Genomic DNA, 22,257 nt, shown 5'->3' on the forward strand with positions numbered 1-22,257 from the left:
ATCAGCCTTACGCCCGGCGGAACAAAGCGAAGGAGCGCGCTTCCATCATGAAGCCTGCGGCTTCCGCTGCGACATCGCCTGTCCGACCTGGATCTGACGTCGTCAATTCCAGTGTCCAGTCGCCACCGTCTGTTTTCGGAATGGTGAATTCCGTGTCCTGATCGACCGGGTTGAACAACATCAGCACCTCCTGCCAGACACCCTCTTCGGCCTCGAGGTCCTGGCGTTGGAGTTTCAGCGCGAGCGGATTGCCGTCGAGCCAATGCTCCGGCTTTTGCGCTCCTCCCGTCATGTTGTACCAATCGATGTTCATGCCATCGCGCCAGTTTTCTCGCCGCAGCAGGGGCTGCTCCGTGCGCATGGCAATCAATCGGGTGGTGAATGACCGCAACTCCTCGCAGGACGGGGGAAGGTTCTCCCAGTGCAGCCAGCTGATCTCGCTGTCTTGGCAATAGCCGTTGTTGTTGCCCATCTGCGAACGGCCGAACTCATCGCCGGCGAGCAGCATCGGTGTGCCGTGCGAGAAGAACAACGTTGCGAGGAAATTGCGCTTCTGGCGCTCCCGGAGGGCGTTAATTCCCTCATCGTCCGTCGGTCCTTCGTGGCCGTAATTGTGGCTGCGGTTGTCGTTGTGTCCGTCGTTGTTGTCTTCACCATTGGCATCGTTGTGCTTCTGGTCGTAGGACACGAGGTCGTTGAGCGTGAAACCATCATGGGCGGTGATGAAGTTGACACTCGACCAAGGGCGCCGGCCGCGCATGTCGTAGATATCTCCGGACCCGAGAAGACGGGCTGCGAAGTCCGGGGCGCAATTGTCGCCGTTCAACCAGTAATCGCGGGTGGAATCGCGATATTTGTCATTCCATTCGGCCCAGCCCGGCGGGAAGCCGCCGACCTGATAGCCACCGGGCCCGATGTCCCACGGCTCGCCGATCAACTTGGCGTTCGACAGGACGGGATCCTGCGTGATTGCGTCGAAGAAACCGCCGCGCTGGTCGAAACCTTCCGGTTCACGGCCGAGAATCGTGCCGAGGTCGAAGCGGAAACCGTCGACATGCATCTCTTCCTTCCAATAGCGCAGGCTGTCGAGCACCATCTGCAAGACGCGCGGGTGCGACGTGTTGACCGTGTTTCCGGTGCCGGTGTCGTTGATGTAGTAACGATGATTGTCGGGCAAGGTGCGGTAGTAAGAGAAATTGTCGATACCCTTGAAAGACAGGGTCGGACCGAGTTCGTTGCCTTCTGCCGTGTGATTGTAGACGACATCGAGGATGACTTCGATGCCGGCGTCATGGAAGGCGCGGACCATGTCGCGGAAGCCGGCAATGCCGTTTGGACCGTAATACCGGCTGGCGGGCGAGAAAAAGCCGATCGTATTGTAGCCCCAGAAGTTGTGCAGACCCTTGTCCATCAGGTGGCTGTCGTCGGGGAAGGCGTGAATGGGGAGCAGTTCGACGGACGTTATGCCGAGGCTCTTGATGTAGTCGACCGCTGCCTTGTGGCCCATCCCTTCGAAGGTGCCGCGCAGGTTCTCGGGGACCGCAGGGTTGAGCTTGGTGAAACCCTTAACGTGGGTCTCATAAACGATGGTCTTTGCCCACGGGACGCCGGAGAAGCCGTTTGTCGATGGGTTGGCGAATGGATCAACCACACGGCATTTCGGCATATAGGGGGCGCTGTCGAGGTCGTTGAAGGTGAGATCCTTCTCCTCGCTGTCGAGATCATAGGCGAAATGGGCCTGGTTCCAGTCGAAGTCTCCGACGATTTCACGCGCGTAGGGATCGAGCAGCAGCTTGTTTGCGTTAAAGCGGTGGCCGTTGCCGGGATCGTAGGGGCCGTGCACACGATAGCCGTAGAGCTGGCCGGGTTTCACGTCGGGAAGATATCCGTGCCAGACTTCGTGGGTATATTCCGGCAGAGTAATCCTGGCCGTTTCAATCTTACCGCTGTCGTCAAACAGGCAGAGTTCGACGCGCTCGGCATGGGCGGAGAAAAGGGCGAAGTTCGTGCCCTTGCCGTCAAAATGGGCGCCAAAACGGTGCCAGTCACCGGCTTCAACGTGGAAATGCTTGCTGTTGGTGTCCATGAATTCCTCGGTGCGTGGCGTTTGTCCCCCGTAAAGCGGCGGGAGGGATCTTTGTTCCGGTGCTCCGGCCGGAACAATCCATGACGGTTGCGGTTGTTTTGGGCACGTCGACCAATTGCGAGGATGACAAATGCCAGCCAAGTCCAAGGCACAGCAAAAAGCCGCCGGGGCAGCGCTTGCCGCAAAACGCGGCGATGCCAGGAAATCGGATCTGAAGGGCGCTTCCAAAAGCATGGAAAAAAGCATGAGCGAGCGTGAACTCGAGGCGCTTGCCGCAACGAAACACAAAGGCAAGCCAGAGCATGCGGAAGGCAAGAAATAATGCGTCAACAGCCGGAAATGGTGGGTCAGACTGCTCTTGTGACCGGTGCCGGTTCCGGGATCGGCCGGGGTGCCGCCATGAAGCTTGCCTCGCGTGGTGCCTATGTCGGCCTTCTCGGCAGGACTGAGGATGAGTTGAGGGACGCACTTGCAGAGATCCGGTCCGCCGGTGGGGACGGAATGGTGCTTGTCGCGGATGTCAGCGACGATCAGGCGATGAAGCAGGCTGTGGCAACGCTCCTTTCAGAGCGGGATGGATTGCACATGGTGGTTGCGAATGCCGGGGTGAACGGCACCTGGGCGCCAATCGACGACCTGATGCCAGAGGAATTCGACAAGACGATTGCCATCAACCTGCGTGGCACATTCCTGACGCTGCATCACTGCGTCGGTCCGATGAAGCTGACGGGCGGATCGATTGTCGTCGTTTCTTCCATCAACGGGACGCGAACATTCACCACACCCGGCGCTACGGCCTATTCGGCGACCAAAGCCGCACAGCTCGCCATGGTTCAACAGCTTTCCTTGGAGCTGGGCCGTCATGGCATTCGCATCAATGCTGTGTGTCCGGGGGCAATCGATACCAGCATTGACGACAACACGGCATTGCGTGGCCGCGAGCAAACGGAAGTTCCGGTCGCGTTTCCCGAGGGCGACATTCCCCTGACGGGGGGAGAATCGGGCAGCATCGAAGAGGTTGCGGAGGTGATCCACTTCCTTCTTTCGTCTGCGTCGCGTCATGTGACCGGAACGCCCATATGGGTCGACGGCGGACAAAGCCTCCTGCGATGAGATGAACGGTGTCGTCACCGATCGTCGGTGCGGCTCGGGATGCGATTTTCAAGGAGGTTGACCAGCCACAGCACGCTCAACGCAAAGCCGGTCGCAATCAGGCCGATCTGCCAAAAACCCAGGCCGCAGGAGAGACCAATAGAGCCAGCGAACCAGAGGCCGGCTCCGGTCGTCAGCCCGGTGACCCGTCCTTTTGCGTAGACGATCATGCCCGCCGCAAGAAAGGCAACGCCTGCGGTGACGGCTTCAACGAGACGCAAAGGGTCAATTCGGACCTCTTCTCCATCGAAAGCTGGGTGATGGGCGATCTCGATCGTCAGAATGGCGACAATAGCTGCCGATAGACAGACGAGTATATGCGTCCGAAGGCCGGCAGCGTGGCTTCTCCACTCTCGTTCAAAGCCAATTGCCGCCCCGCATGCGAGCGCGACCAACAGGCGAATGACGATGGAGGAGAGAGCGAGCGTCGTTTCGGTTCCAAACGCGGTCAGTTCCTGTGGCATGGCTGTTTTCCATGACGGGATCGGCTCCGGCCAAGACCGGAGCCGTTTCCACCATCAGTTCTTCTGATCGCGGGCAGCTGTCGAGGTATAGGTCGACGAGACCGGATCACTTGCCGGGAACGTGTCTTCGAGACCTTCCTGCAGGTTGCTTCCGGGCTTTCCGGCCTCTTCCCGTTCCTGCATCAGGCTCTCCACGGCATCGCTCGGCTCGCCATCCACTGGATAATTGCCATTCGCTGCCGTGTCGTCATTCGCTGCACCGAAGCTTCCCGCCTGCAAGAGAATGACCTGCGCCTTTTCCAAGGCGTTTTCCCTGGTCACGCCGCCGCTTTGCGACTGCGCCATGACCACCGACACACGTTCGCCGCCATCACCTTCGAACTCCACGGTGAAGCCGGAGCTGGAGCCGGTCGGTTCGTGCACTTTCGTCGCTACAATCTGCATGGATGTTCTCCCGTTCGTTTCGACGTGAAAACGCAGGCGTGGCAGCGTTGTTCCCTGGTGCGAGGGGATGCAATCCTAGAGGTTGTCGGCCCGGATCTGCGCCAAATCCTCTTAACCTATTGTTTACCATGATATTTGGCAATTTAAGAAAAACTGAACAAAGCGTGCGGAGGTGCGTTGTGGTTGCAGAAGGAGAAAGACAATGCGACAGGCACTGGCAATCGACACCATTCTCATCGTCGAAGACGACGTCTTCATTTCCATGGATGCGGCCGATGCAGTCTCGAAGGCTGGTGTTGCCGTGATCACAACCGAGACTGTTCGGGATGCGCTCGAGATTCTGGCTAGTGAACACATCGCTGGAGCGATCCTGGACTTCCAGGTCCGGGATGGAGCGGTGACACCGATCGTTCAGAAGCTCCGGCAGGCCGGAATTCCTTTCCGGATCGTCTCGGGCTCGGCGATCAAGGAGATTGAGGCCAACGGCATCCCGGAGGAATTGTGCGCACCTAAGCCTGCGGATTACCGGAAGGTTCTGACGTCACTGATGACCGACACCCCGCACGGTCGTTTCCAAGGACGTCACTGACCCGTATCAGCGCTTGGCCATCAACCGTTCGAGTGTCCGTTCCACGACGTCGACCATCACCATTGTCTGATGATCGACCTCAATGTTGAGACAATCTCCAACCTTGTACCGTGGAAACGTGGTCTGGCGCAGGGTTTCCGGAATGAGGTTGATGGTGAATACGTTCTCATCGGCTTCGGCGACGGTCAGGCTGGCACCGTTGACGGCGAGGTAGCCGCGCTTGAAGACGTATTTGGCCCATTCGTCGGGCACCTTGAACTGAATGAACGCGCCCGGCATCTCCATCTTGGCGGCGACCAGTTGGGCGGTGGTCGCGATATGACCGGCAATGTTATGCCCGCCATTTTCGTCCGTCGGCTTGGCCGAGCGCTCCAGATTCACCTGACTGCCTGTTTTCAGCGTGCCGAGATTTGTGCGCTCCAAGGTGGCGTCCATGGCGTCGAACGTGACGTCTGTTCCGGTCATCGAGGTGACGGAGAGGCAGACGCCTTCCACTGACACGCTCGCGCCGATCTGCAGGTCGCTCATCAACCGTTCTGGAAAACGGATATGGAATGTGGTGTAGCCGTCGTGGCGAACGACGTTTTCGACGGGGGCGACGGTCTGGACGATGCCGGTGTACATGAGCGGTTTCCTTGCGAATTTGCCGGAAGGTAATGTCTCCAGAGGCAAAGGCAATGCCCAACGCGAGATCACTGCGTCTGCATTTGGTGAACGGCATCGGAACCGTAGCGTCGACGAATGGCGGCATCTGCATGCGCATGCGGCTTTTGCAGCGCTTGCCGTGCAGGGCGTGGTCGGATTACATCTGCAGCATTGCCGCGCAGCCTGTTTATCCCCGCCAGTACATCGATGGTTTCCATGACGAAAATCCTGTGCCTTGCCCTCAATCCCGCGATCGATATTTCCAGCGATGCAGATGCCGTGCGGCATACGCACAAGACCCGAACCCACAACCAGCAGCAATTTCCCGGCGGCGGCGGCGTCAACGTCGCCCGTGTCATCGCGGCGCTCGGCGGCACCTGCGAACTGGCTTTTCTGTCGGGCGGGGATACGGGTACACTTCTGGAGGCTATGCTGCAGCCTCTGCCGATCGTCGAACGCCCATTTCCCATCCATGATCCCGTTCGAGTCGCGTTTGCGGTGCATGAGATCTCGACAAATCTCGAATATCGCTTTGTTCCCGAAGGACCACTGGTAACGGAAGCCGAATTGGCCCCCGTCATCGAGGCGGTCTGCGCCAGCGATGCCGACTACATCGTGGCAAGTGGTAGCCTGCCGCGGGGAGCACCCGACAATACCTATGTGCGCCTCGCCGACGCAGCGAAAGCGCGCGGCGCACGGTTCGTTCTCGACACATCCGGACCGGCACTGGCGTCCGCCCTCTCTTCGGCACGTATGTTTCTCGTCAAGCCAAGCCTGGGTGAGTTCGAAGCCTTTGTTGGCGAGAGATTGGATCATGATCGCGTCGGGCCGGTGGCGCAGGATTATGTTCGACGCGGGATCGCCGAATACATCGCGGTGACGCTGGGGGCCGATGGGGCAATCCTGGTGTCCGCCGAGACCATCATTCGGCTCCCTGCCATCCAGGTTCCGGTGAACTCGGCGACGGGAGCCGGCGACAGCTTCGTCGCGGGGATCGTCTGGTCGCTGTCGGAAGGGCATGACATCGAAGACGCATTCCTTTTTGGACAGGCGGCCGGAGCCGCAGCAGTGATGACCCCGGGTACCGAGCTCTGCCGGCGTGAGGATGTCTTGCGGCTCTACGCCACCGCGAAGGACTGATCCTGTCGCTTCGGCAGGTCTGGGCTGCTTCCGACATGCAATTCTGGAAATTGCGACCTGCGGCACCATTATTTCTTGTCAAAAAAACTCAAGTTTATTATTGAGGAGGACATTGCGGTCGCATTGATGGCGCTCGCCCTTATTCGCACCATCTCATAGGGAGCTCCCAGTGTCTTTCACCCATACGGGACATTCGGCCTTGCGCATCGGCATTGCGCTCGCTGTGCTTCTCATGGCTTCCGTCGCCTGTGCTCAGGCCCCAGCCACGGGCGATGGTGCTTTCGAACCGGCAACTGGACCGGTGGGCGCACAACAGATGTCAGACGGTGTTCCCGCTACATCTCAGACCATCGAACCGACGGCACTGCCTCCAGCGGTCGAACCCGTCGACATCGGTGCCGCGCGCGGTTCCCTTCCGCATGACCTGTCGCCGGTCGGCATGTTCATGGCCGCTGACTGGATCGTCAAAGGCGTGATGCTTGCGCTCGGCTTTGCTTCACTCGTGACCTGGACCGTGTGGCTGGCAAAGACGCTTCAGCTGTTCGGTGCCCGCGCCCGCGCCGCGCGAGGACTGAAAGCGGTCGCGAAGGCCGCGAACCTGAAAGATGCTCTGGCCTTGCTTGAAAGGCGTGGCGGCGTCGTTGCGTCCATGGTGCGGGCCGCCGAACATGAAATGATGCTCTCTGACGGGGCCATTGATCGTGCCGGTGCCGAGGGCGTCAAGGAACGCGTTTCCTCCGCACTTGGACGCCTCGAGGTGCGTGCAGGTCGCCAGATGGCCAAGGGAACGGGCGTGCTCGCCAGTATCGGTTCGACGGCCCCCTTCGTTGGGCTGTTCGGAACCGTGTGGGGCATCATGAACTCCTTCATCGGCATTGCCGAGACACAGACGACCAACCTCGCTGTCGTTGCTCCCGGCATCGCCGAGGCACTGCTTGCCACCGCCGTGGGCCTTGTCGCGGCAATCCCGGCCGTCATCATCTACAACGTCTTTGCCCGCTCGGTGACCGGGTACCGCCAGCTTGTGTCCGATGCTGCGGCTGGCATCGAACGGCTGGTCAGCCGCGATCTCGATTTTCGCAAAAGTGCGCTGTCGATCCGGGCCACCAACCTCCAGGCGGCGGAGTAAGTCATGGCCGGCGGCATTCGCGATGCACAATCGGGCGACGACCTGGCGGAAAACCACGAAATCAACGTGACGCCGTTCATCGACGTCATGCTTGTGCTCTTGATCATCTTCATGGTCGCGGCACCGCTCTCTACGGTTGACGTGAATGTCGACCTGCCGGCCTCGACGGCGAAGCCGGCGGAGCGATCGGATGAGCCGATCTATGTCACGCTCAAGGAAGACATGAGCCTCTCGCTCGGCAACGACACCGTCACGCGCGAGGCGCTTGGCGTGTCCCTCGACCGCGTCAGCGACGGCAACAAGGACGCCCGCATCTTTCTGCGTGCGGACAAGGCGGTCGACTATGGCAAGTTCATGGAGGTGATGAACCTGTTGCGCGATGCCGGATATCTGAAGATCGCGCTGGTCGGGCTCGAAAGCCTGCCGGTGCCTCACGGCGCCGCCGAGACGACTGCACCTGCTGCGGAGCCGAAGCCATGAGCGGGGAGAGCCGTTCCACAGGACGTGTGCTCGGCGAATGGCTGCTGTGGACGACGGCCGGCGTTCTGGTGGTGACGGCCCATGCCGGGGCTGTTGCCCTGCTGCTGCGTGACCCCATGGTCGCCACGGAGGACAGCGGGCCACCACCAGCGATCATGATCGAACTGGCGCCGGAGCCGGAAGCGGAGATTACCGAGGAGACCGAGGTTTCGACCGATCAGGTTGACGCCGAAGAGGTCCAGACCGCCTCCAGTGAGCCGCTGCCGGAACCTGACGAGCCGCCGCCTGTGCAGCCTCTGCCCGAGCCTGTGCCTGAACCAGTGCCGGAACCCTTACCCGAAGTGGCTGAACAGGTCATCGAGCCGCCGCCGATCATGGAACCCGAACCTTTGCCGGAGCCGGTCGAGGAAATCGATCCGATTGAAGAGTTGGTGATGGCGCAACTCGAGAATGTCGAGGTGCCGATCCCGATGATACGGCCTCCAAAGCCCGAGCCGAAGGTCGAGAAGCCGACCGCGCCGAAGAAGAAAGTGGCGAAGAAGCAGCAGGCACCGGCACATGCTTCGCGGACAGCGCGGCAGGCAAAGGCGGAAGTCGCCCAGGCTGATCGCAATGCCGCACGCGCCTCCAGCAGCGGTGCCGGCAGCAGTGTGTCTCCCGCCAAATGGCAGTTGCGGCTGATGTCGCATCTCGAGCGGCGCAAGCGTTATCCATCGGAAGCGCGCAGCAATCGCGAGGAAGGGACTGTCTATGTGCGGTTCCGGATCGATGATGCCGGCAACGTCCTGTCGGTTTCGCTGTCGCGCTCGTCCGGGTTCGCGACGCTCGACGATGCGGTGGTCGCGATGGTGCGCAACGCCTCTCCCGTGCCCGCTCCGCCGCCGGGCGTCAACAAGACGGTCACGGCACCGGTGCGCTTCAACCTGCGCTGATGGGAGCGGATGAGATTGTCGGTCGCTGATGACCGGATCGTCAGGACCACGATTGAACGGCCGGCGCCGCAGCAGCGCCGGCCCTTGTTGTTTTACTCGATGTCGAACTTCACGCCCTGGGCGAGCGGCAGTGTGCGGCCGTAGTTCACGGTGTTGGTCTGGCGGCGCATATAGGCCTTCCAGGCATCGGAGCCGGACTCGCGGCCGCCGCCGGTTTCTTTTTCGCCACCGAATGCGCCACCGATTTCGGCACCAGAAGGGCCGATGTTGACGTTGGCGATGCCGCAATCCGAACCGCGGTCGGAGACGAAGGCTTCGGCCTCGCGGATGTCATTGGTGAAGATCGAGGAGGACAGGCCCTGCGGCACGTCGTTGTTCAGCGCCAGCGCCTGATCGAAATCGCTATATTTGATGACATAGAGGATCGGGGCGAAGGTTTCGTCGATCACAGGGCCGACCTGTTCCGGCATCTCGACGAGCGCCGGACGTGCATAATAGGCACTGGACGCGGCCTCGCCATGGACGCGGTCGCCGCCATGAACCTTGCCACCGGCGCTACGCGCGGCGTCGAGCGCGTGCTGCATGCGGTCAAAGGCACCCTTGTCGATCAGCGGGCCAATCAGGTTGCCGGCCTCCAGCGGGTTGCCAATGGTGACGGAGCCATAGGCCTTGATCAGCCGCGGAACCAGTGTGTCATAGACGCTTTCATGGACGAAGAGGCGGCGAAGCGTGGTGCAGCGCTGGCCGGCGGTGCCCATGGCAGCGAAGGCGACGCCACGCAGGGTCAGATCAAGATCTGCCGACGGGCCGACGATGGCGGCATTGTTGCCACCGAGTTCGAGGATCGAGCGGCCGAAACGAGCGGCGACGCGCGGGCCGACGGTGCGGCCCATGGCGGTCGAACCGGTTGCCGAAATCAGCGGCACCTTCGGATGATCGACCAGGATCTCGCCGATGTCACGGCCGCCGATCAACAGGGTCGAGAGGTTGGCCGGTGCCTTGCCGCCTTGCGCGATGTAGCGCTTCAGAGCCTTTTCGAAGATCGCCTGGGTGGCGATGGCGGTGAGCGGGGTCTTTTCCGACGGCTTCCAGACGGTCGGGTTGCCGCAGACGAGCGCAAGCGCTGCGTTCCAGGACCAGACGGCGACTGGGAAGTTGAAGGCGGAAATGATGCCGGTGACGCCGAGGGGGTGCCAGGTTTCCATCATGCGGTGTTCTGCGCGTTCGGTCGCGATCGTCAGGCCGTAGAGCTGGCGCGACAGGCCGACGGCGAAATCGCAGATGTCGATCATTTCCTGGACTTCGCCCAGGCCTTCCGAGGTGATCTTGCCGACTTCGATCGAGACCAGGCGGCCGAGTTCGATCTTGGCTGCGCGCAGTTCTTCGCCGAGCAGGCGGATCAGTTCGCCGCGCTGCGGGGCCGGAACGAGGCGCCATTCGAGGAAGGCCTTGTGGGCGGCGTCGATGGCCTTGCGCGTTTCGTCGGTCGAGATTTCGGCAACGTTGGCGATGGTTTCACCGTTGATCGGGGAACGGACGGCGAGCGTGCCGCCTTTCAGCGCCTTTTCATCAACGCCGAAGCTTGCCATGAGCGACGTGATTTCGGCCGAAAACGTGAGTGTGGCGAGGGTCATGATGGTCCTTCCGTCAGGTCTACCTGGGTCTTGTCTGGTCAAAATCGGGCGCCGGCCAGATGCGCCAATTGGGCGCCGGCCTCGTACCATGCTTCCTTGATGCTGCGGAAGGGTGGTGCTTGCGGGTCCGTCAGCGGCAAGGGGAGTTCGTCTTCGCTCAACTGTCCGAGGATGTGGGCGGCCAGTGTCTTGCCGAAGACGGTACCGGGTGAAATGCCCCGGCCGTTATAGCCGGAGAATCCGATCACGCCGGGTGCGAATTTGTGGAAACGGGGGAGCGCGTTGGTGGTCATGCCAATCTGGCCATACCATTCGCTTTCGAAGGCAATGTCGCCGATCTGCGGGAAAATCGCTTTCAGGGCACGACGAGCCCAGTTTCGATGAATGGAGAGGCCAGTTCCACGCAGCGCGCCGACGCTGCCGAACACCATGCGGCCGGCCTTGTCCATGCGGAAGGAGGAGAGAACCTCCTTCGTGTCCCAGCAGCCCTGGCGTTCGGCAAGGATCGATTTGCGCAAGTTATCGCCGAGCGGCACCGTGGCGAAGTTGAAATAGGGCAGATGGATCTGCTCCTCGCGGACCGCCGCGAAGGGGCCTTCGCTATAGGCGTCGGTGGCGACGACGACCCATTGGGCATCGACGGAGCCTTCTGCGGTCATCACGCGCCAGCCATCTGCCGTGCGTTCGCAATTGTCGACCGGGCTCGATGTATGCAGGCTGACGCCGGCCTTCATGGCGGCATGGGCGAGGCCACGCGCATATGCGAGCGGTTGCAGGGTGCCCGCACGCTTGTCGAGCAGCGCGCCTTGATAGGCACGCGTTCCGATTTTGTATTCGGTTTCTGCGATGTCGAGCAGCTCGACCGGCGCGCCGCGACGCTGCCACTGTTCGGCACGTGCCTCGATCTCCTTGCGGCCAGCGGTGCCGACAGCGCAATGCAGTGTGCCCTGCCGCTCCAGTTCACACGCGATCCCATGGCGGTCGATAATCTCCATCACCGCGCGGGGGCCGTTGCCGAGAAGCTCCAGCAGGCGCTCGCCATGGGTAGGGCCGAGTTCGCCGGGCAGGTCATCGGGCATGACCCACATGCCGGCGTTGATCAGGCCGACATTGCGACCCGCACCGCCAAAGCCAATCTCGCGTGCTTCGAGGAGCACCACCGACGTGCCGGCTTCCGCGAGGTGCAGGGCGGTGGACAAACCGGTATAGCCGCCACCGATCACCACAACGTCCGCCCTGGCTGCGCCTTGCAGCTTTGCCGTCGCCGGTGGTAACGGCGCCGTCTTTTCCCAGAGGCCGTGTGAGCGTGGATCATCAAGCATGGGCGGGTCCCCAAAGGACGGTGGCTGAGGAGGGCGAAACGGTAGAGCCGAAGATCGATCCGGCGCGTGCGCCTGTCTCCCAGATCATTCCACTTCGTATCATCTTGCGATTTCTAGAAGAGCATTCTACCCCATTCCAGCGATAAATTCTCAAGAGTTCATTCCGAAAAGGCATGACCATGCTGGCTGCCCGCCGATTTCTGCCTTCACTCTCCCTGCTGACTGCTTTCGAGGCCGCAGCCCGAACCGGCAGCGTCACGGCAGCAGCGCGGGAGCTCGACCTGACGCAGAGTGCTGTCAGCCGTCAGATCAAGGCGCTGGAGAACCAGCTCGGTGTGGAACTGTTCCTGCGGGAGCGTCAGACCATCCGCCTGACCGTGGCGGGTGACAGCTACGCACGCGAAATCCGCGAGGCGCTGCGACGCATCTCGAGTGCCTCGCTGAACCTGAAGGCCAATCCGCATGGCGGAACTCTGAATCTCGCCATCCTGCCGACTTTCGGCGCGCGTTGGCTCGCCCCTCGGCTTGGGCGGTTTCTCGAGGCCAATGCCGGGATCACCGTCAATCTGGTGACGCGTCTCTCTCCCTTCGATTTTCGGCTGGATTCCATCGATGCGGCCATTCACTTCGGCGATGCCATCTGGCCGGGAGCGGAGCTTGCCTTCCTGATGCAGGAGGAGACGCTACCGGCCTGCAGTCCGGGCTTCAAGCTTGCGCATGGAATAGGGGCGCCTGACGACCTTCTGTCCGCGCCGTTGCTGCATCTGACGACACGGCCCGATGCCTGGGAGCGGTGGTTCACGGAGAATGGTGTGGCTTTCGGCAGCGTGCATGGCATGCTGTTCGACCAGTTCGCCACCGCTTCACAAGCTGCGGTCGGTGGATTGGGTGTCGCGCTGCTGCCGACTTTTCTCATCCGTGAAGAATTGAAACGCGGTGATCTCGTTGCAGCCGTGAACCGGCCAATGCAGAGCGCACAGCGATACTACCTCGCCTATCCACGCGAGCGTTCGGCCTATCCGCCGCTGGTCAAGTTCCGTACCTGGATCGTTGAGGAACTGGCGCGCGAGATGGCAGGTTGACGATCAGGGGGCCGTGCTGGCCGATGCGAGCGTGATCGCGAAGACGAGATGCGTGGCGTGATGCAACGTCTGGTCCAAACCCAACATCCACCAATAGCCACTCTGGTCCGGTTTGAACTGTAGTCGGATCTGTATCAGGGATTTGCTGCGGTCTATGGCGGCATGAACGAGCAGGTCAACCAGGGCGAGCCATGCGAGGGATGGCGAAAGCAGCAGGCAAATCGCCAGCGTTGTCAGCGCGTGGATGGTCACGTGGGCCGCGAGGGGGAAGAGCCATCTGGATTGCTGCTCCTTGCCCCTGGCCATCCAGCTGGTCTGGAGCACGAAATCCGCGACCAACTGCTTCAGGATGAACAGAGCGGTGGCCCAAATCAGCACGTGGGCAGAGATTTGCTCTGGGATGATGGGCATGCGCTTTCCTTCGAGGTGTCCTTGCCTTGACGATAGACCACTCAATGAAAGGCTGTGAAGCCGCCATTTCGTATACCCAGATTTGGGCTTTTTACCTCGTTGCCAAGCGGGTGCCAATTTGCAGGCCCCGCTTAGCGAATTTGAAGGATCTGCGGTCTCAGGTCTTGCCTGTCACCACCCTTCGGAGAGCACCTTTTCAAGGGTATCCACGAAGAAATCGGCACTTTCACGTGCGAGGCAGAGCGGCGGCTTTATTTTAAAAACGTTAAGATGGTCGCCCGTCGGCTGCATAATGACGCCGAGATCCAGCAAACGGTTGCAGATGGCTGCCGTCTCCTCCGTGGCAGGTTCCAGCGTTTCCCGATCGCGGACGAATTCCAGCCCCAGGTAAAGCCCCATGCCATGAACCGCGCCGACCAACGGGAACCGCTGGCCCAGCGCTTCGAGACGTGCCTTCAGGTAGTCGCCGGTTTCGCGCGCGTTTCTCTGCAGGTCTTCCGTCTGCATGATGTCGAGCACCGTCATGCCGACAATGCAACTGACCGGGCTGCCACCCGCAGACGAGAAGAAGTAGCCTTCACGCTCGAGGCTGTCGGCCACTTCGCGGCGGGTGATAACGGCGCCGAGCGGTTGGCCGTTGCCCATGCCTTTGGCGATCGTGATGATGTCGGGTACAACGCCTTGCTGGTCGAAGCCCCAGAAGTGATGGCCGAGGCGGCCATAACCCACCTGCACCTCGTCAGCAATGCAGAGGCCGCCGCGTGCGCGGACCATGGCATAGACCTGTTGCAGGTACCCCGGTGGAAGCGGGATTCCGCCCGCATTGCCGTAGACACTTTCTGCGATGAAGCCGGCCAAGCCATCACCCCGTGCATCGATGGCGGCAATGGTTTCCGCGACGGCTGCAACGTAGCCTTCCGTCGCTCCGGCGCCGCGGAATTTGCCGCGATAGGTGTTGGGCGAGAGAACGGGGTGGACCCAATCCGGACGGGTTTCCAACGCTTGCGGGTTATCCGCCAGAGATGTCGAGACGGCGTCGCTCGCGACAGTCCAGCCGTGATAGGCTTCCAGCAGGCTCAGGATGTTGCGGCGACCACTGTGGGCCCAGGCGAGACGGATCGCCAAGTCCACCGCTTCGGAACCGGAGTTAACCAGGAAGACCGTATCCAGCCCTTCCGGGGCAAGTGCTGCCAGCCGGTCGGAGAAGTCTGCGACGACCGAGTAGTGAAAACGCGAATTGGTGTTCAGCATGGACCACTGTCGCCCGACGGCCGCAGCCAGGGTCGGATTGCCGTGGCCCAGGATGCTGACATTGTTGACCATGTCGAGATAGGCGCGACCCGTGACGTCGAAAAGGTGTTCCTTCCAGCCACGCTCGATCTGCGGCGGGGCTGCGTAGTAGTTCTTCTGTGGCTTTGCAAAGCTCTTGTTTCGCCGTTTCAGCACGGCCTCGCTCTGCGGTGCTGGGGCGTCGATGCCGATACCCAGGAGGCGCGAAGGCGACGGGCACAGCTGGCTCCAGACAGCACTTTGGTGCGGTTTGGCAAAGAGCGGCGGGATCAGATCCGTATCGCGGCACAGCTGGATGCGCAGGCCACCAATGCTGCCGGCCGCGCCGGCAACCTGGCCGATGCTGTCTCCGGTTGCGACGCTTGCGCCGTCTTCCAGTGGGCAATCGATGCCGTCAAGATGCAGAGCGAGTTCAGGCGAAGACAGGATGACATGGTGGCCGTTCCGCTTCACCGTCGCATCAAAGGGAGCAATGGCCCGTGTCTCGCTCGGCAGGCACATGTCAATGTGCAGGGCAAAGGTCGCCGGCGCACGCTCGGACAGCCGGCGCGTGTAGGAGAGGCGGTACTCGCCATAACGTGTTGAGGAATAACCGGTCTCCATCGCCGCGCGGGCAAGCAGCTTCCAGTCGACTTCCTGGTCTGCCCAGTCATCGGCGACAAAATCGGGGCTGGTGACGCTGAGGTCGGTGAGACGCAGGTTTTCCGGGGTAACGTCCGGGAGAAGTGGCGTGGCGAAGGTCATTTCGGCCGATCGGGCAAGGCCGACAGCGTCCAGAATGGCCGTCTCCATCAGCGAGTAAGGGACCGATGTCGCGGTGTCAAAAATCTCACGTTCGTGGGCAGCATTGCCCAGGACATATTCGTTGTCCGGATCGATCGACAATTGCTGCTCGCTGCTGGCTACAAGCACGCCCGCACGCGCAACGATCAACGGCCAGAGAGCGATGAGTTCGGCTTGCGTCAGAGGATAGCGAGCATGGAATGCCTTGACGGCGGGTAGGATGAAGAAGGGATCGCCTTCCGCATGATGCAGCAGGGCGGCACAGGCAACCGCAAGGTCGGCAATCAGCCAGCCGTACATCACGTCCCCGAAATCGATGACGCCGACCGGCATGAGACGGGCATTGGAACCCGGACGGGCGACCACATTGTCGTCCGTTACGTCATGGTGGATGGCGTGCAGGCGCAATTCGGGAGCGACCGCTTGCATCCGCTTCACCGCGACGATCATCGCCTTTGCGATGCGGTCCCGCTTGGACTGATCATTCACCGATTTCAGCAGATGCAACGCAACCGGTCCAGCCCGGCGCAGGTCCCATTGCAGCTCCCGTTCGAGGCCGGGATGCTTGAAATCCTTCAGGCCAAGGGCGACGCGGGCCGTGACATCACCGAGCGCCGCGACCTGATCCTCCGTCAGGAATTTCTGCCGTGTCAACGGTTGGCCGTCGAGGAATGTCAGCACCCGCAGCCAGTAGTAACTGCCGGCGATCTCGCATTGTGGAATGTATTCGCCGGTTAGCGTGGCGATCGGTTCGGGAATGTCGAGACCCAGATCCAGACTGCGCAGATGCATCATCGCATGGTTCTGCGCCTCAAGTTCAGCATAGGGGTACTCGGCTCGGGTCACTTTTAGAACGAAGCGTTCAGGTCCGGTGTCAATCAGGAAGTTGCGGTCCTGCTGACTGCCGAGTTCACGTATCTCTCCATGGAAGCCATAGAAGTCGCCCAGAATGGCTTTTGCGTCCGAAATGGATACATCCGGACGCGAGAGTTCAGTGCGCTGAAGAAGAGCCGAGTCGGCCATGAAGGGTCCCCCCAAGGAATCATGGCGGCGACATTATCCAGACCGATGTCAAGCGTCCATCCCGGGAGAACGGTCGTCTGTACTTCCTGGCTAAATTACTCAGCCCATGCGCTCAGAGGCATAGGAGCCAGGGCTGGCCGGGAAGACGACGGTGCGGTTGCCGTTGATGAAGGTGCGGTGATGAATATGGGCATGGATGGCGCGCGCCAGCACCTGGCTTTCGACGTCGCGGCCGATTGAGACATAGTCATCCGCCGACTGCGCATGGGTGATACGTGCGACGTCCTGTTCGATGATCGGACCTTCGTCGAGATCGGCTGTGACATAGTGCGCCGTTGCCCCGATCAGCTTTACGCCACGCTCGAAGGCCTGCTTGTAGGGGTTCGCTCCCTTGAACGACGGCAGGAAGGAATGGTGGATGTTGATGATCTTGCCCGACATCTTCTGGCACATCTGATCAGAGAGGATCTGCATGTAGCGGGCCAGCACGATCAGTTCCGTCCCGGTCTGCTCGACGATATCCATGATGCGAGCCTCGGCCTCGGGCTTGTTGGCCTTGGTCACAGGGATGTGGTGGAAGGGGATGTCGTGATTGACGACAACCTTCTGGTAGTCGAAGTGGTTGGAGATGACACCGACGATCTCGATCGGCAGGGCGCCGATCTTCCAGCGATAGAGCAGGTCATTGAGGCAATGGCCGAAGCGCGAGACCATCAGCAGGACCTTTTCGCGCTTGGCATCGTCGTAGAGGTTCCAGCTCATGCCGAAGCGGTCGGCGACCGGTGCGAAGCCCTGTTCGATCTTTGCCTGGGTCGCGCCTTCTTCGGAAATGAAGGAGACGCGCATGAAGAACTGGCCTGTATGGAGATCGTCAAACTGGGACGAGTCGACGATGTTGCAGCCTTGGTCCGCGAGATAACCGGAAATCGCCGCTACGATACCGCGCGTGGACGCACAGGACACTGTCAAAACATAGCTCTTCATCGGTTCTCTTCTCCCTGCGGATCTGCCGCGCGTCTCTATCGTATTTGCGGCAATTCGGAAAGCGCCGCCTGTGCAACCGGTTGTTTGCGAGGTGGAAGATCGCCAGATGCCATATGCATCTCTCGTCCGTCGGCGACCGCCCCGCTCGTGTCTGGGATGCGAGATTAGGCGAGAAGGCGGAAAACTCCGTTCCCGTTGCGTCTTCCAAAGACGCATCCCCGTCGTCATTGAATGGCCGGGGGCGGATTTCGGCGACAGTGCTGGTGAAGTTGCAGGCGACGCTTTTGGTTTGTCGCCGATGGTCAGGAGATAGAATAGCCGTTCCGGCTCCCGAGATGGGCGAGAGTGCCGCTCGGTCTCACATTCGCGTCGGTGCCTGTGCGTGGCGACAGGCGGATGGTCCGAGGTTGTCCAGGCGCGAGATGAAACCAGTCGTCTTCAGGCAGATAGTGCTCGAAATCGAGATGAACGGACTGGGCGAACTGGTTGGCGGTGAGCTCGATTACCCAACCGGTGTCGACCGCGCTCAGTGTGTGTCCGAATTCTGCCGGATAGAGTGCCTTGCTGCGTCCGAGCGGGAAATGGAAGGTTTCGGCAAGCAAGCTGCCGTCTTCAGAAAGAAGCCGGGCAACGGTGACATCATGCGACGGTGGCCCGAAGCGGAAGGCATAGGTGGTGTCGAAGAAGGCACCGAAAAGATCGGTTGCTGCCAGTTGGACCGTGCGGTGCGCATCGAGGATGAGGTCGCGGCTGCCCTTGACCACGGCATGGCGACCGTCGCGCAGGCAGGCAATCTCCAGCTTTACCGCTTTGGCGCATGCCGTCTCGTTGATCATGTGTATACACAGTCCGTTTGTTCCTTCGTCAGTCATCAGCAGCTGCAGCGGACGGAAAGCGCGCTTCAGGCCATACCAGACGGGCTTGGCTTCACCGATGGCGTCAATGACACCCCAGCCGGGCCCCGGTTCGAGGTCCTGGAGGGTCCAGACGAGGGCGCCTCGGCATGAAGATCCGGTCCGACGCCATTCGGCATAGGTTTCCGTCACCACTTCTGTGGTCACGGCCCGCGAGATGTCGAGATACAATCCCCGGTCCTCGCGGCGCAGGCGTGCCGGATCGAAACCGTAGAGGACTTCGAGATAGTGGTCGCGGATATCTTCGAAATCCCAGGAGGCGCCGCGATCTCTGGGCACGCGGGCCTTCCATCGCGGATCATGCACGGGGCTGACCGGCAGGTGATGGTCGAGGGTGCGCTGTTGCGGGACATGGGCGAAGGCCAGAGATTCGGCAGCGAAGCGCACAGTGGCCCGGCGCGCATCCTCGAGCGGCCGCCGATAGGCGCCGACACCATAATAATGGGTAACGCCTTCGTTCGGCGAGAAGGGCATGGCGCCGCCGGAGGGCGAATTGGCGACATAGGCGCAGTCCGGACGAGCTTCGTGTGCCAGGCGGGCAAGAGTCTCGTTGAAGAACGCGCCATTCCAGGCGGTTGCTGGAAGGCCCAGCATGGCGCCCTGCTGGAAGACTTCGCTGCCGCCGCAGATCACGGCGAGCGAGGGATGACCCTGCAGCGCGCTGAGCAGGTTGCGGACTTCCCGTTCGACCTTGCCCGTGAAGGCCTCGTCGGCAAAGGGATAGTCAAAATTCGCCAGCATCAGATCCTGCCAGACCAGAAGGCCGAGCTGGTCGCAGAGGGCGAAGAAGTCCCGGTTTTCATAGGTCATGGTTCCGCCGATGCGGATCATGTTCATGTTGGCTTCGGCGGCTTTCATCAGCCAGGGCGCATAGATCTCGGCCGATCCTGAGAGGCGCAAAATATCCGCATTGGTCCAGACGGCACCGCGGCAGAAAACGGGAATGCCGTTGACCCGTAGGCCAAAACCCTTTCCGTCGTCGTCATGGTCCACCTCGATGCGGCGGAAGCCGACAAGGCCGAGTGAATGGAGGCGACCGTCGATCGAGAGCGTGACGTCGTGCAGGGTCGGATTGCCATGGGTGCGGGGCCACCAGGGGGTGATGCCGGGCAGATTGATACGGGCTTCGAACAGTCCGCCCGGGCCGGCCGTCAGCTCCGCGCTTCGGCCGCAGCAGAGGATGGCGGCGGCGGAACTAGCCTCCAGTTTCAGGCGAATGGTCAGCTTGCCGGTGCCGAAGTCGTCGAGGTCTGCCTGTATGGTAAGACCGTGGATCGTGTCCTGTCCCGGACGGATCAGAAGGATGGGACGATAGGGGCCGACGGGATGAATTCCGGGACACCAGCCGGGCATGTGGCCGAGGGGTGTCGTGCGGACAAGACGGAGGCCCTGGTGGTCGAACATCTGGGGGCGCCAGCGGGCGCGGGGGCCGCGCTTGTCAAGATGCGGCTGGAGCGCGCGAAAGCAGATGGCCAGTTCATCGCGTCCGGTCAGGTCGACGGGGACGTCCAGGCTTTCGAACATGCTGTCGCTGGAGGCTTTGAGGACCCCATTCACATAGATCTCGGCGATGGTCGCCAAACCTTCGAAGCGCAGAATTGCCGAACCGGGTGCTTCGCCGTCCAGTGAGCGAAAATACCAGGCGTCCTTGTCGTGCAGCGGATGCGGGTTTTGAGGATCAAACAGGCCGGCATCGGTCAAGGCCCCGGCCACGGTGCCGGGGACGGTCGCCGGAATGCGTGCTGCGGGGCGATGGACTTGCGACGGGTCGGCATGGCAACCGGCTTCGGTTACGAGTAGCGTCCAGCCTGCTTCCAACGGACGGACATCCGCTCCCAGATAGATCGTGCCCGTCATGTGTTGTCCTTCAAATCAGCCGGCTGCCGAGATCATCCATCAGCCGGTCCCAGGCCGCAACCGCGGGATCGAGCGCTGCGGCGAGTGGGTCGAATTTCTTGCGCGCGATTGCGCGGGCAAGCTGGAACTGTACCGTCTTGGCGTTCTCGCTGATTTTCAGAGCCTCAGCAATTGCGTGCTCATGCGCCTCAGCGTCGAGCCAGGTCAGGTGGCTCGCGAGCAATTCAAAATTGGCGCCGAATTGGCGCAATGTGTTGAAGGCATATTTGTGGAAGTAGCCGAAGGGGCGCTCGGCGATCGCTTCCACCTGTGTCGGGAAGACCTTGGCAAAGTCAGCGATCGGATTTGCCAGCGGTCGGCGGGCGAAGTGCCGTCTCAAAAGCGCTGCTGCGATTTCGCGCTGGTGGGCCGGGGTCGTTTGCCGCTCGGGAAATTTGGCGAATTCCGTGTAGGGCAGGAATGGCAGGCTGCCCTCCGGCTGGTTTAGCTGAAAGACGCCATCGAAATCCTCTCCCTCGACGCGGAAGAAGCCGCCATTGTGGAAGTAGTCCATGCTGCGGCCGGCAACGTCCAGGCGGTTGATGCCGACCGTCGTCTTGCCGTGGTCCTGGTGGTAGCCCACCCCTTGCGTATCCGGCATGAAATAACTGTCCATCTCGACCAGGCAAAGGCGGCCGCGACGGATCTGTTCTCCCACATGCGTTTCCACACGGTCGAAGATCGCGAGTTCCGTGACGCGAATATCATAGAGGCTTTCAAGGTCTTCCAGCGGCACCTTGAAGAAGGTGAACTGGTCGCCCTCGAATTCCTGCGTGAGCGTGAAACCCAGCATGGCTTCCGGCCTCAGGCCCTGAGCCGCCAGAACCTCGATCCACAGATCGACATAGCAGTTCGTCTCCGGCCACATGCGCTCGCTCGAATGAAGCGCATGGGGCTGGTAGGTGGCCGGATCAAGCCCGGGAAAGACTGCCGTCATAATGCTCTCAGCCCCAGAGCGTTGTGCGAACGTGTTCGGGCCATTGCGCAACGTCCAGTCCGTGCTGTGCGAAGAGCGCCAGTGCGATCCGTTCCAGTCCAAAACCCACGCAGGCCGTGAAGGCGGTCGAACCATCGGCAAGGACCAGGCCCCATTTCTGGCCGAAGGCGTCCTGATGATAGTTGAAGCTCATGCAGGCCGTCTTGTTGGCCTGCGACGTCACGGGGATCAGCAGTTCGAACTTCAGGTTCTGGTCGCGCTGGTTGTTGGCCATCAGGCGGCCGGCGCGGCCGAAGAAGGGGTCGTTGGCAACATCGATCTCGACGTCGAGGCCGATCGACTTCATCATCTCGACGCCGCGATCCATCCAGGTCTGGCGGAAAGTCGTGACATGGGCTTCGGTGCCCATGCAGACATATTCGCGCATGCGGAAGAGCTGCTGGCGTGCCGGATCCTTCGACGGCTCGTGGCGGAAGCAATAGGACTGAAGATCGAAGAGGCCGCCATCCATGGAGATCGGGCCGCGCTTGGCAACCGTCGGATAAAGCGGGTAGCAGGCAGCAGGCGTGAGCGCGATGTCGGTTGCCTTCTGCTCCTTCGTCCAGTCCTTGCCCTCTTCCATGCATTGCAGGAGGCTCATGTGGTCGTGGTCGTTGCCGCAGAAGGAATGCACGGTGCCGGCAAGCTGCGGGAAGCTCTTCATGTAGCCGCTCGCTTCGAAATAGGCGCGGTTCATGCCGGGCGGGAAGCGGATGGCTTCCGCGCCGTCTGCGCCGCCGACGCGGTCGATCAACCGCTCGAAGGCGGCGATGACGTCTTCGAACTGGCCGCTGCGGCCGTAAAGGCCGTCAACACCCGTCTCGATCAGAAGGCCGCTCTCGAAGAGGCGGTCGAGAAAGCTTACCTGCATATCCATGTCC

At 61.2% G+C, this 22,257-nt stretch carries 21 protein-coding genes; 8 read left to right on the plus strand and 13 right to left on the minus strand.

Annotation, left to right across the window (positions count from 1 at the left end; genetic code table 11):
- Positions 1 to 7 precede the first annotated feature (7 nt).
- Positions 8 to 2,086, minus strand: coding sequence for a glycogen debranching protein GlgX (gene glgX / locus DMY87_RS21425; protein ID WP_110793670.1), 2,079 nt, complete (start codon positions 2,084 to 2,086; stop codon positions 8 to 10).
- A gap of 130 nt (positions 2,087 to 2,216) precedes the next feature.
- On the opposite strand from glgX, the gene DMY87_RS21430 reads away from it, so the two are divergent.
- Positions 2,217 to 2,408 (plus strand): DUF3008 family protein, encoded by a 192-nt coding sequence (locus tag DMY87_RS21430; RefSeq protein ID WP_110793671.1) that lies wholly within the window; start codon positions 2,217 to 2,219, stop codon positions 2,406 to 2,408.
- A complete protein-coding gene (locus tag DMY87_RS21435; protein ID WP_245409001.1) occupies positions 2,408 to 3,199 on the plus strand; it encodes an SDR family oxidoreductase in 792 nt (263 codons plus the stop codon). Before DMY87_RS21430 ends, DMY87_RS21435 begins: the two co-directional genes overlap by 1 nt.
- 14 nt (positions 3,200 to 3,213) lie before the next feature.
- Here the strand turns inward: DMY87_RS21435 and DMY87_RS21440 are convergent, their stop codons facing one another.
- Both DMY87_RS21440 and DMY87_RS21445 read right to left on the minus strand, forming a co-directional pair.
- Positions 3,214 to 3,702: an MgtC/SapB family protein gene (locus DMY87_RS21440; RefSeq protein WP_110793672.1), complete on the minus strand. Its 489-nt coding sequence runs from the start codon at positions 3,700 to 3,702 to the stop codon at positions 3,214 to 3,216.
- 54 nt (positions 3,703 to 3,756) lie between these two features.
- Positions 3,757 to 4,146 carry a hypothetical protein gene (locus DMY87_RS21445; RefSeq protein ID WP_110793673.1) on the minus strand — a complete coding sequence of 130 codons (390 nt, stop codon included), beginning with the start codon at positions 4,144 to 4,146 and terminating at the stop codon, positions 3,757 to 3,759.
- A 202-nt stretch (positions 4,147 to 4,348) separates the two neighbouring features.
- Here DMY87_RS21445 and DMY87_RS21450 point away from each other — a divergent pair, with 202 nt between their 5' ends.
- Positions 4,349 to 4,735 (plus strand): response regulator, encoded by a 387-nt coding sequence (locus tag DMY87_RS21450; RefSeq protein ID WP_110793674.1) that lies wholly within the window; start codon positions 4,349 to 4,351, stop codon positions 4,733 to 4,735.
- A gap of 6 nt (positions 4,736 to 4,741) precedes the next feature.
- Here the strand turns inward: DMY87_RS21450 and DMY87_RS21455 are convergent, their stop codons facing one another.
- A complete protein-coding gene (locus tag DMY87_RS21455; RefSeq protein WP_110793675.1) occupies positions 4,742 to 5,359 on the minus strand; it encodes a riboflavin synthase subunit alpha in 618 nt (205 codons plus the stop codon).
- Positions 5,360 to 5,427: 68 nt separating this feature from the next.
- Entirely contained in the window at positions 5,428 to 5,598 is a 171-nt protein-coding gene (locus DMY87_RS24295; protein WP_165826399.1) for a hypothetical protein, read from the minus strand.
- Here DMY87_RS24295 and DMY87_RS21460 point away from each other — a divergent pair.
- The 4 genes from DMY87_RS21460 to DMY87_RS21475 all read left to right on the plus strand — a co-directional run bounded on the left by DMY87_RS21460 (position 5,597) and on the right by DMY87_RS21475 (position 9,061).
- Complete coding sequence (locus DMY87_RS21460) at positions 5,597 to 6,520, plus strand: 1-phosphofructokinase family hexose kinase (protein WP_165826400.1); 924 nt, start codon at positions 5,597 to 5,599, stop codon at positions 6,518 to 6,520. The genes DMY87_RS24295 and DMY87_RS21460 overlap by 2 nt on opposite strands.
- 232 nt (positions 6,521 to 6,752) lie before the next feature.
- Positions 6,753 to 7,649 (plus strand): tonB-system energizer ExbB, encoded by an 897-nt coding sequence (exbB, locus tag DMY87_RS21465; protein ID WP_425353520.1) that lies wholly within the window; start codon positions 6,753 to 6,755, stop codon positions 7,647 to 7,649.
- Positions 7,650 to 7,652: 3 nt separating this feature from the next.
- The gene (exbD, locus tag DMY87_RS21470; RefSeq protein WP_110793678.1) at positions 7,653 to 8,129 is read left to right on the plus strand and encodes a TonB system transport protein ExbD; all 477 of its coding nucleotides are present in this window, start codon (positions 7,653 to 7,655) and stop codon (positions 8,127 to 8,129) included.
- Positions 8,126 to 9,061, plus strand: coding sequence for an energy transducer TonB (locus DMY87_RS21475; RefSeq protein WP_110793679.1), 936 nt, complete (start codon positions 8,126 to 8,128; stop codon positions 9,059 to 9,061). Before exbD ends, DMY87_RS21475 begins: the two co-directional genes overlap by 4 nt.
- 92 nt (positions 9,062 to 9,153) lie before the next feature.
- Here DMY87_RS21475 and amaB read toward each other — a convergent pair whose 3' ends face one another.
- Together amaB and DMY87_RS21485 are read right to left on the minus strand one after the other, a co-directional pair.
- A complete protein-coding gene (gene amaB / locus DMY87_RS21480) occupies positions 9,154 to 10,695 on the minus strand; it encodes an L-piperidine-6-carboxylate dehydrogenase (protein WP_110793680.1) in 1,542 nt (513 codons plus the stop codon).
- Between the two features lie 38 nt (positions 10,696 to 10,733).
- On the minus strand, positions 10,734 to 12,017 hold the full coding sequence (locus DMY87_RS21485; RefSeq protein WP_110793681.1) for an NAD(P)/FAD-dependent oxidoreductase: 1,284 nt from the start codon (positions 12,015 to 12,017) through the stop codon (positions 10,734 to 10,736).
- A 179-nt stretch (positions 12,018 to 12,196) separates the two neighbouring features.
- Here DMY87_RS21485 and DMY87_RS21490 point away from each other — a divergent pair, with 179 nt between their 5' ends.
- Positions 12,197 to 13,099, plus strand: coding sequence for a LysR family transcriptional regulator (locus tag DMY87_RS21490; RefSeq protein WP_110793712.1), 903 nt, complete (start codon positions 12,197 to 12,199; stop codon positions 13,097 to 13,099).
- Between the two features lie 3 nt (positions 13,100 to 13,102).
- Here the strand turns inward: DMY87_RS21490 and DMY87_RS21495 are convergent, their stop codons facing one another.
- The 6 genes from DMY87_RS21495 to DMY87_RS21520 all read right to left on the minus strand — a co-directional run bounded on the left by DMY87_RS21495 (position 13,103) and on the right by DMY87_RS21520 (position 22,253).
- On the minus strand, positions 13,103 to 13,510 hold the full coding sequence (locus tag DMY87_RS21495) for a DUF3307 domain-containing protein (RefSeq protein WP_110793682.1): 408 nt from the start codon (positions 13,508 to 13,510) through the stop codon (positions 13,103 to 13,105).
- 171 nt (positions 13,511 to 13,681) lie between these two features.
- A complete protein-coding gene (locus tag DMY87_RS21500; RefSeq protein ID WP_110793683.1) occupies positions 13,682 to 16,606 on the minus strand; it encodes an aminotransferase in 2,925 nt (974 codons plus the stop codon).
- Between the two features lie 99 nt (positions 16,607 to 16,705).
- On the minus strand, positions 16,706 to 17,590 hold the full coding sequence (gene purU / locus DMY87_RS21505; RefSeq protein ID WP_110793684.1) for a formyltetrahydrofolate deformylase: 885 nt from the start codon (positions 17,588 to 17,590) through the stop codon (positions 16,706 to 16,708).
- 302 nt (positions 17,591 to 17,892) lie between these two features.
- Positions 17,893 to 20,361, minus strand: coding sequence for a glycosyl hydrolase 2 galactose-binding domain-containing protein (locus tag DMY87_RS21510; protein WP_110793685.1), 2,469 nt, complete (start codon positions 20,359 to 20,361; stop codon positions 17,893 to 17,895).
- Between the two features lie 10 nt (positions 20,362 to 20,371).
- Positions 20,372 to 21,337 carry a DUF1839 family protein gene (locus DMY87_RS21515; RefSeq protein ID WP_110793686.1) on the minus strand — a complete coding sequence of 322 codons (966 nt, stop codon included), beginning with the start codon at positions 21,335 to 21,337 and terminating at the stop codon, positions 20,372 to 20,374.
- A gap of 7 nt (positions 21,338 to 21,344) precedes the next feature.
- Positions 21,345 to 22,253: an amino acid--[acyl-carrier-protein] ligase gene (locus DMY87_RS21520; RefSeq protein ID WP_110793687.1), complete on the minus strand. Its 909-nt coding sequence runs from the start codon at positions 22,251 to 22,253 to the stop codon at positions 21,345 to 21,347.
- Positions 22,254 to 22,257 lie beyond the last annotated feature (4 nt).

It is taken from the genome of Peteryoungia wuzhouensis (assembly GCF_003205195.1).
Lineage (GTDB): Bacteria > Pseudomonadota > Alphaproteobacteria > Rhizobiales > Rhizobiaceae > Allorhizobium > Allorhizobium wuzhouense.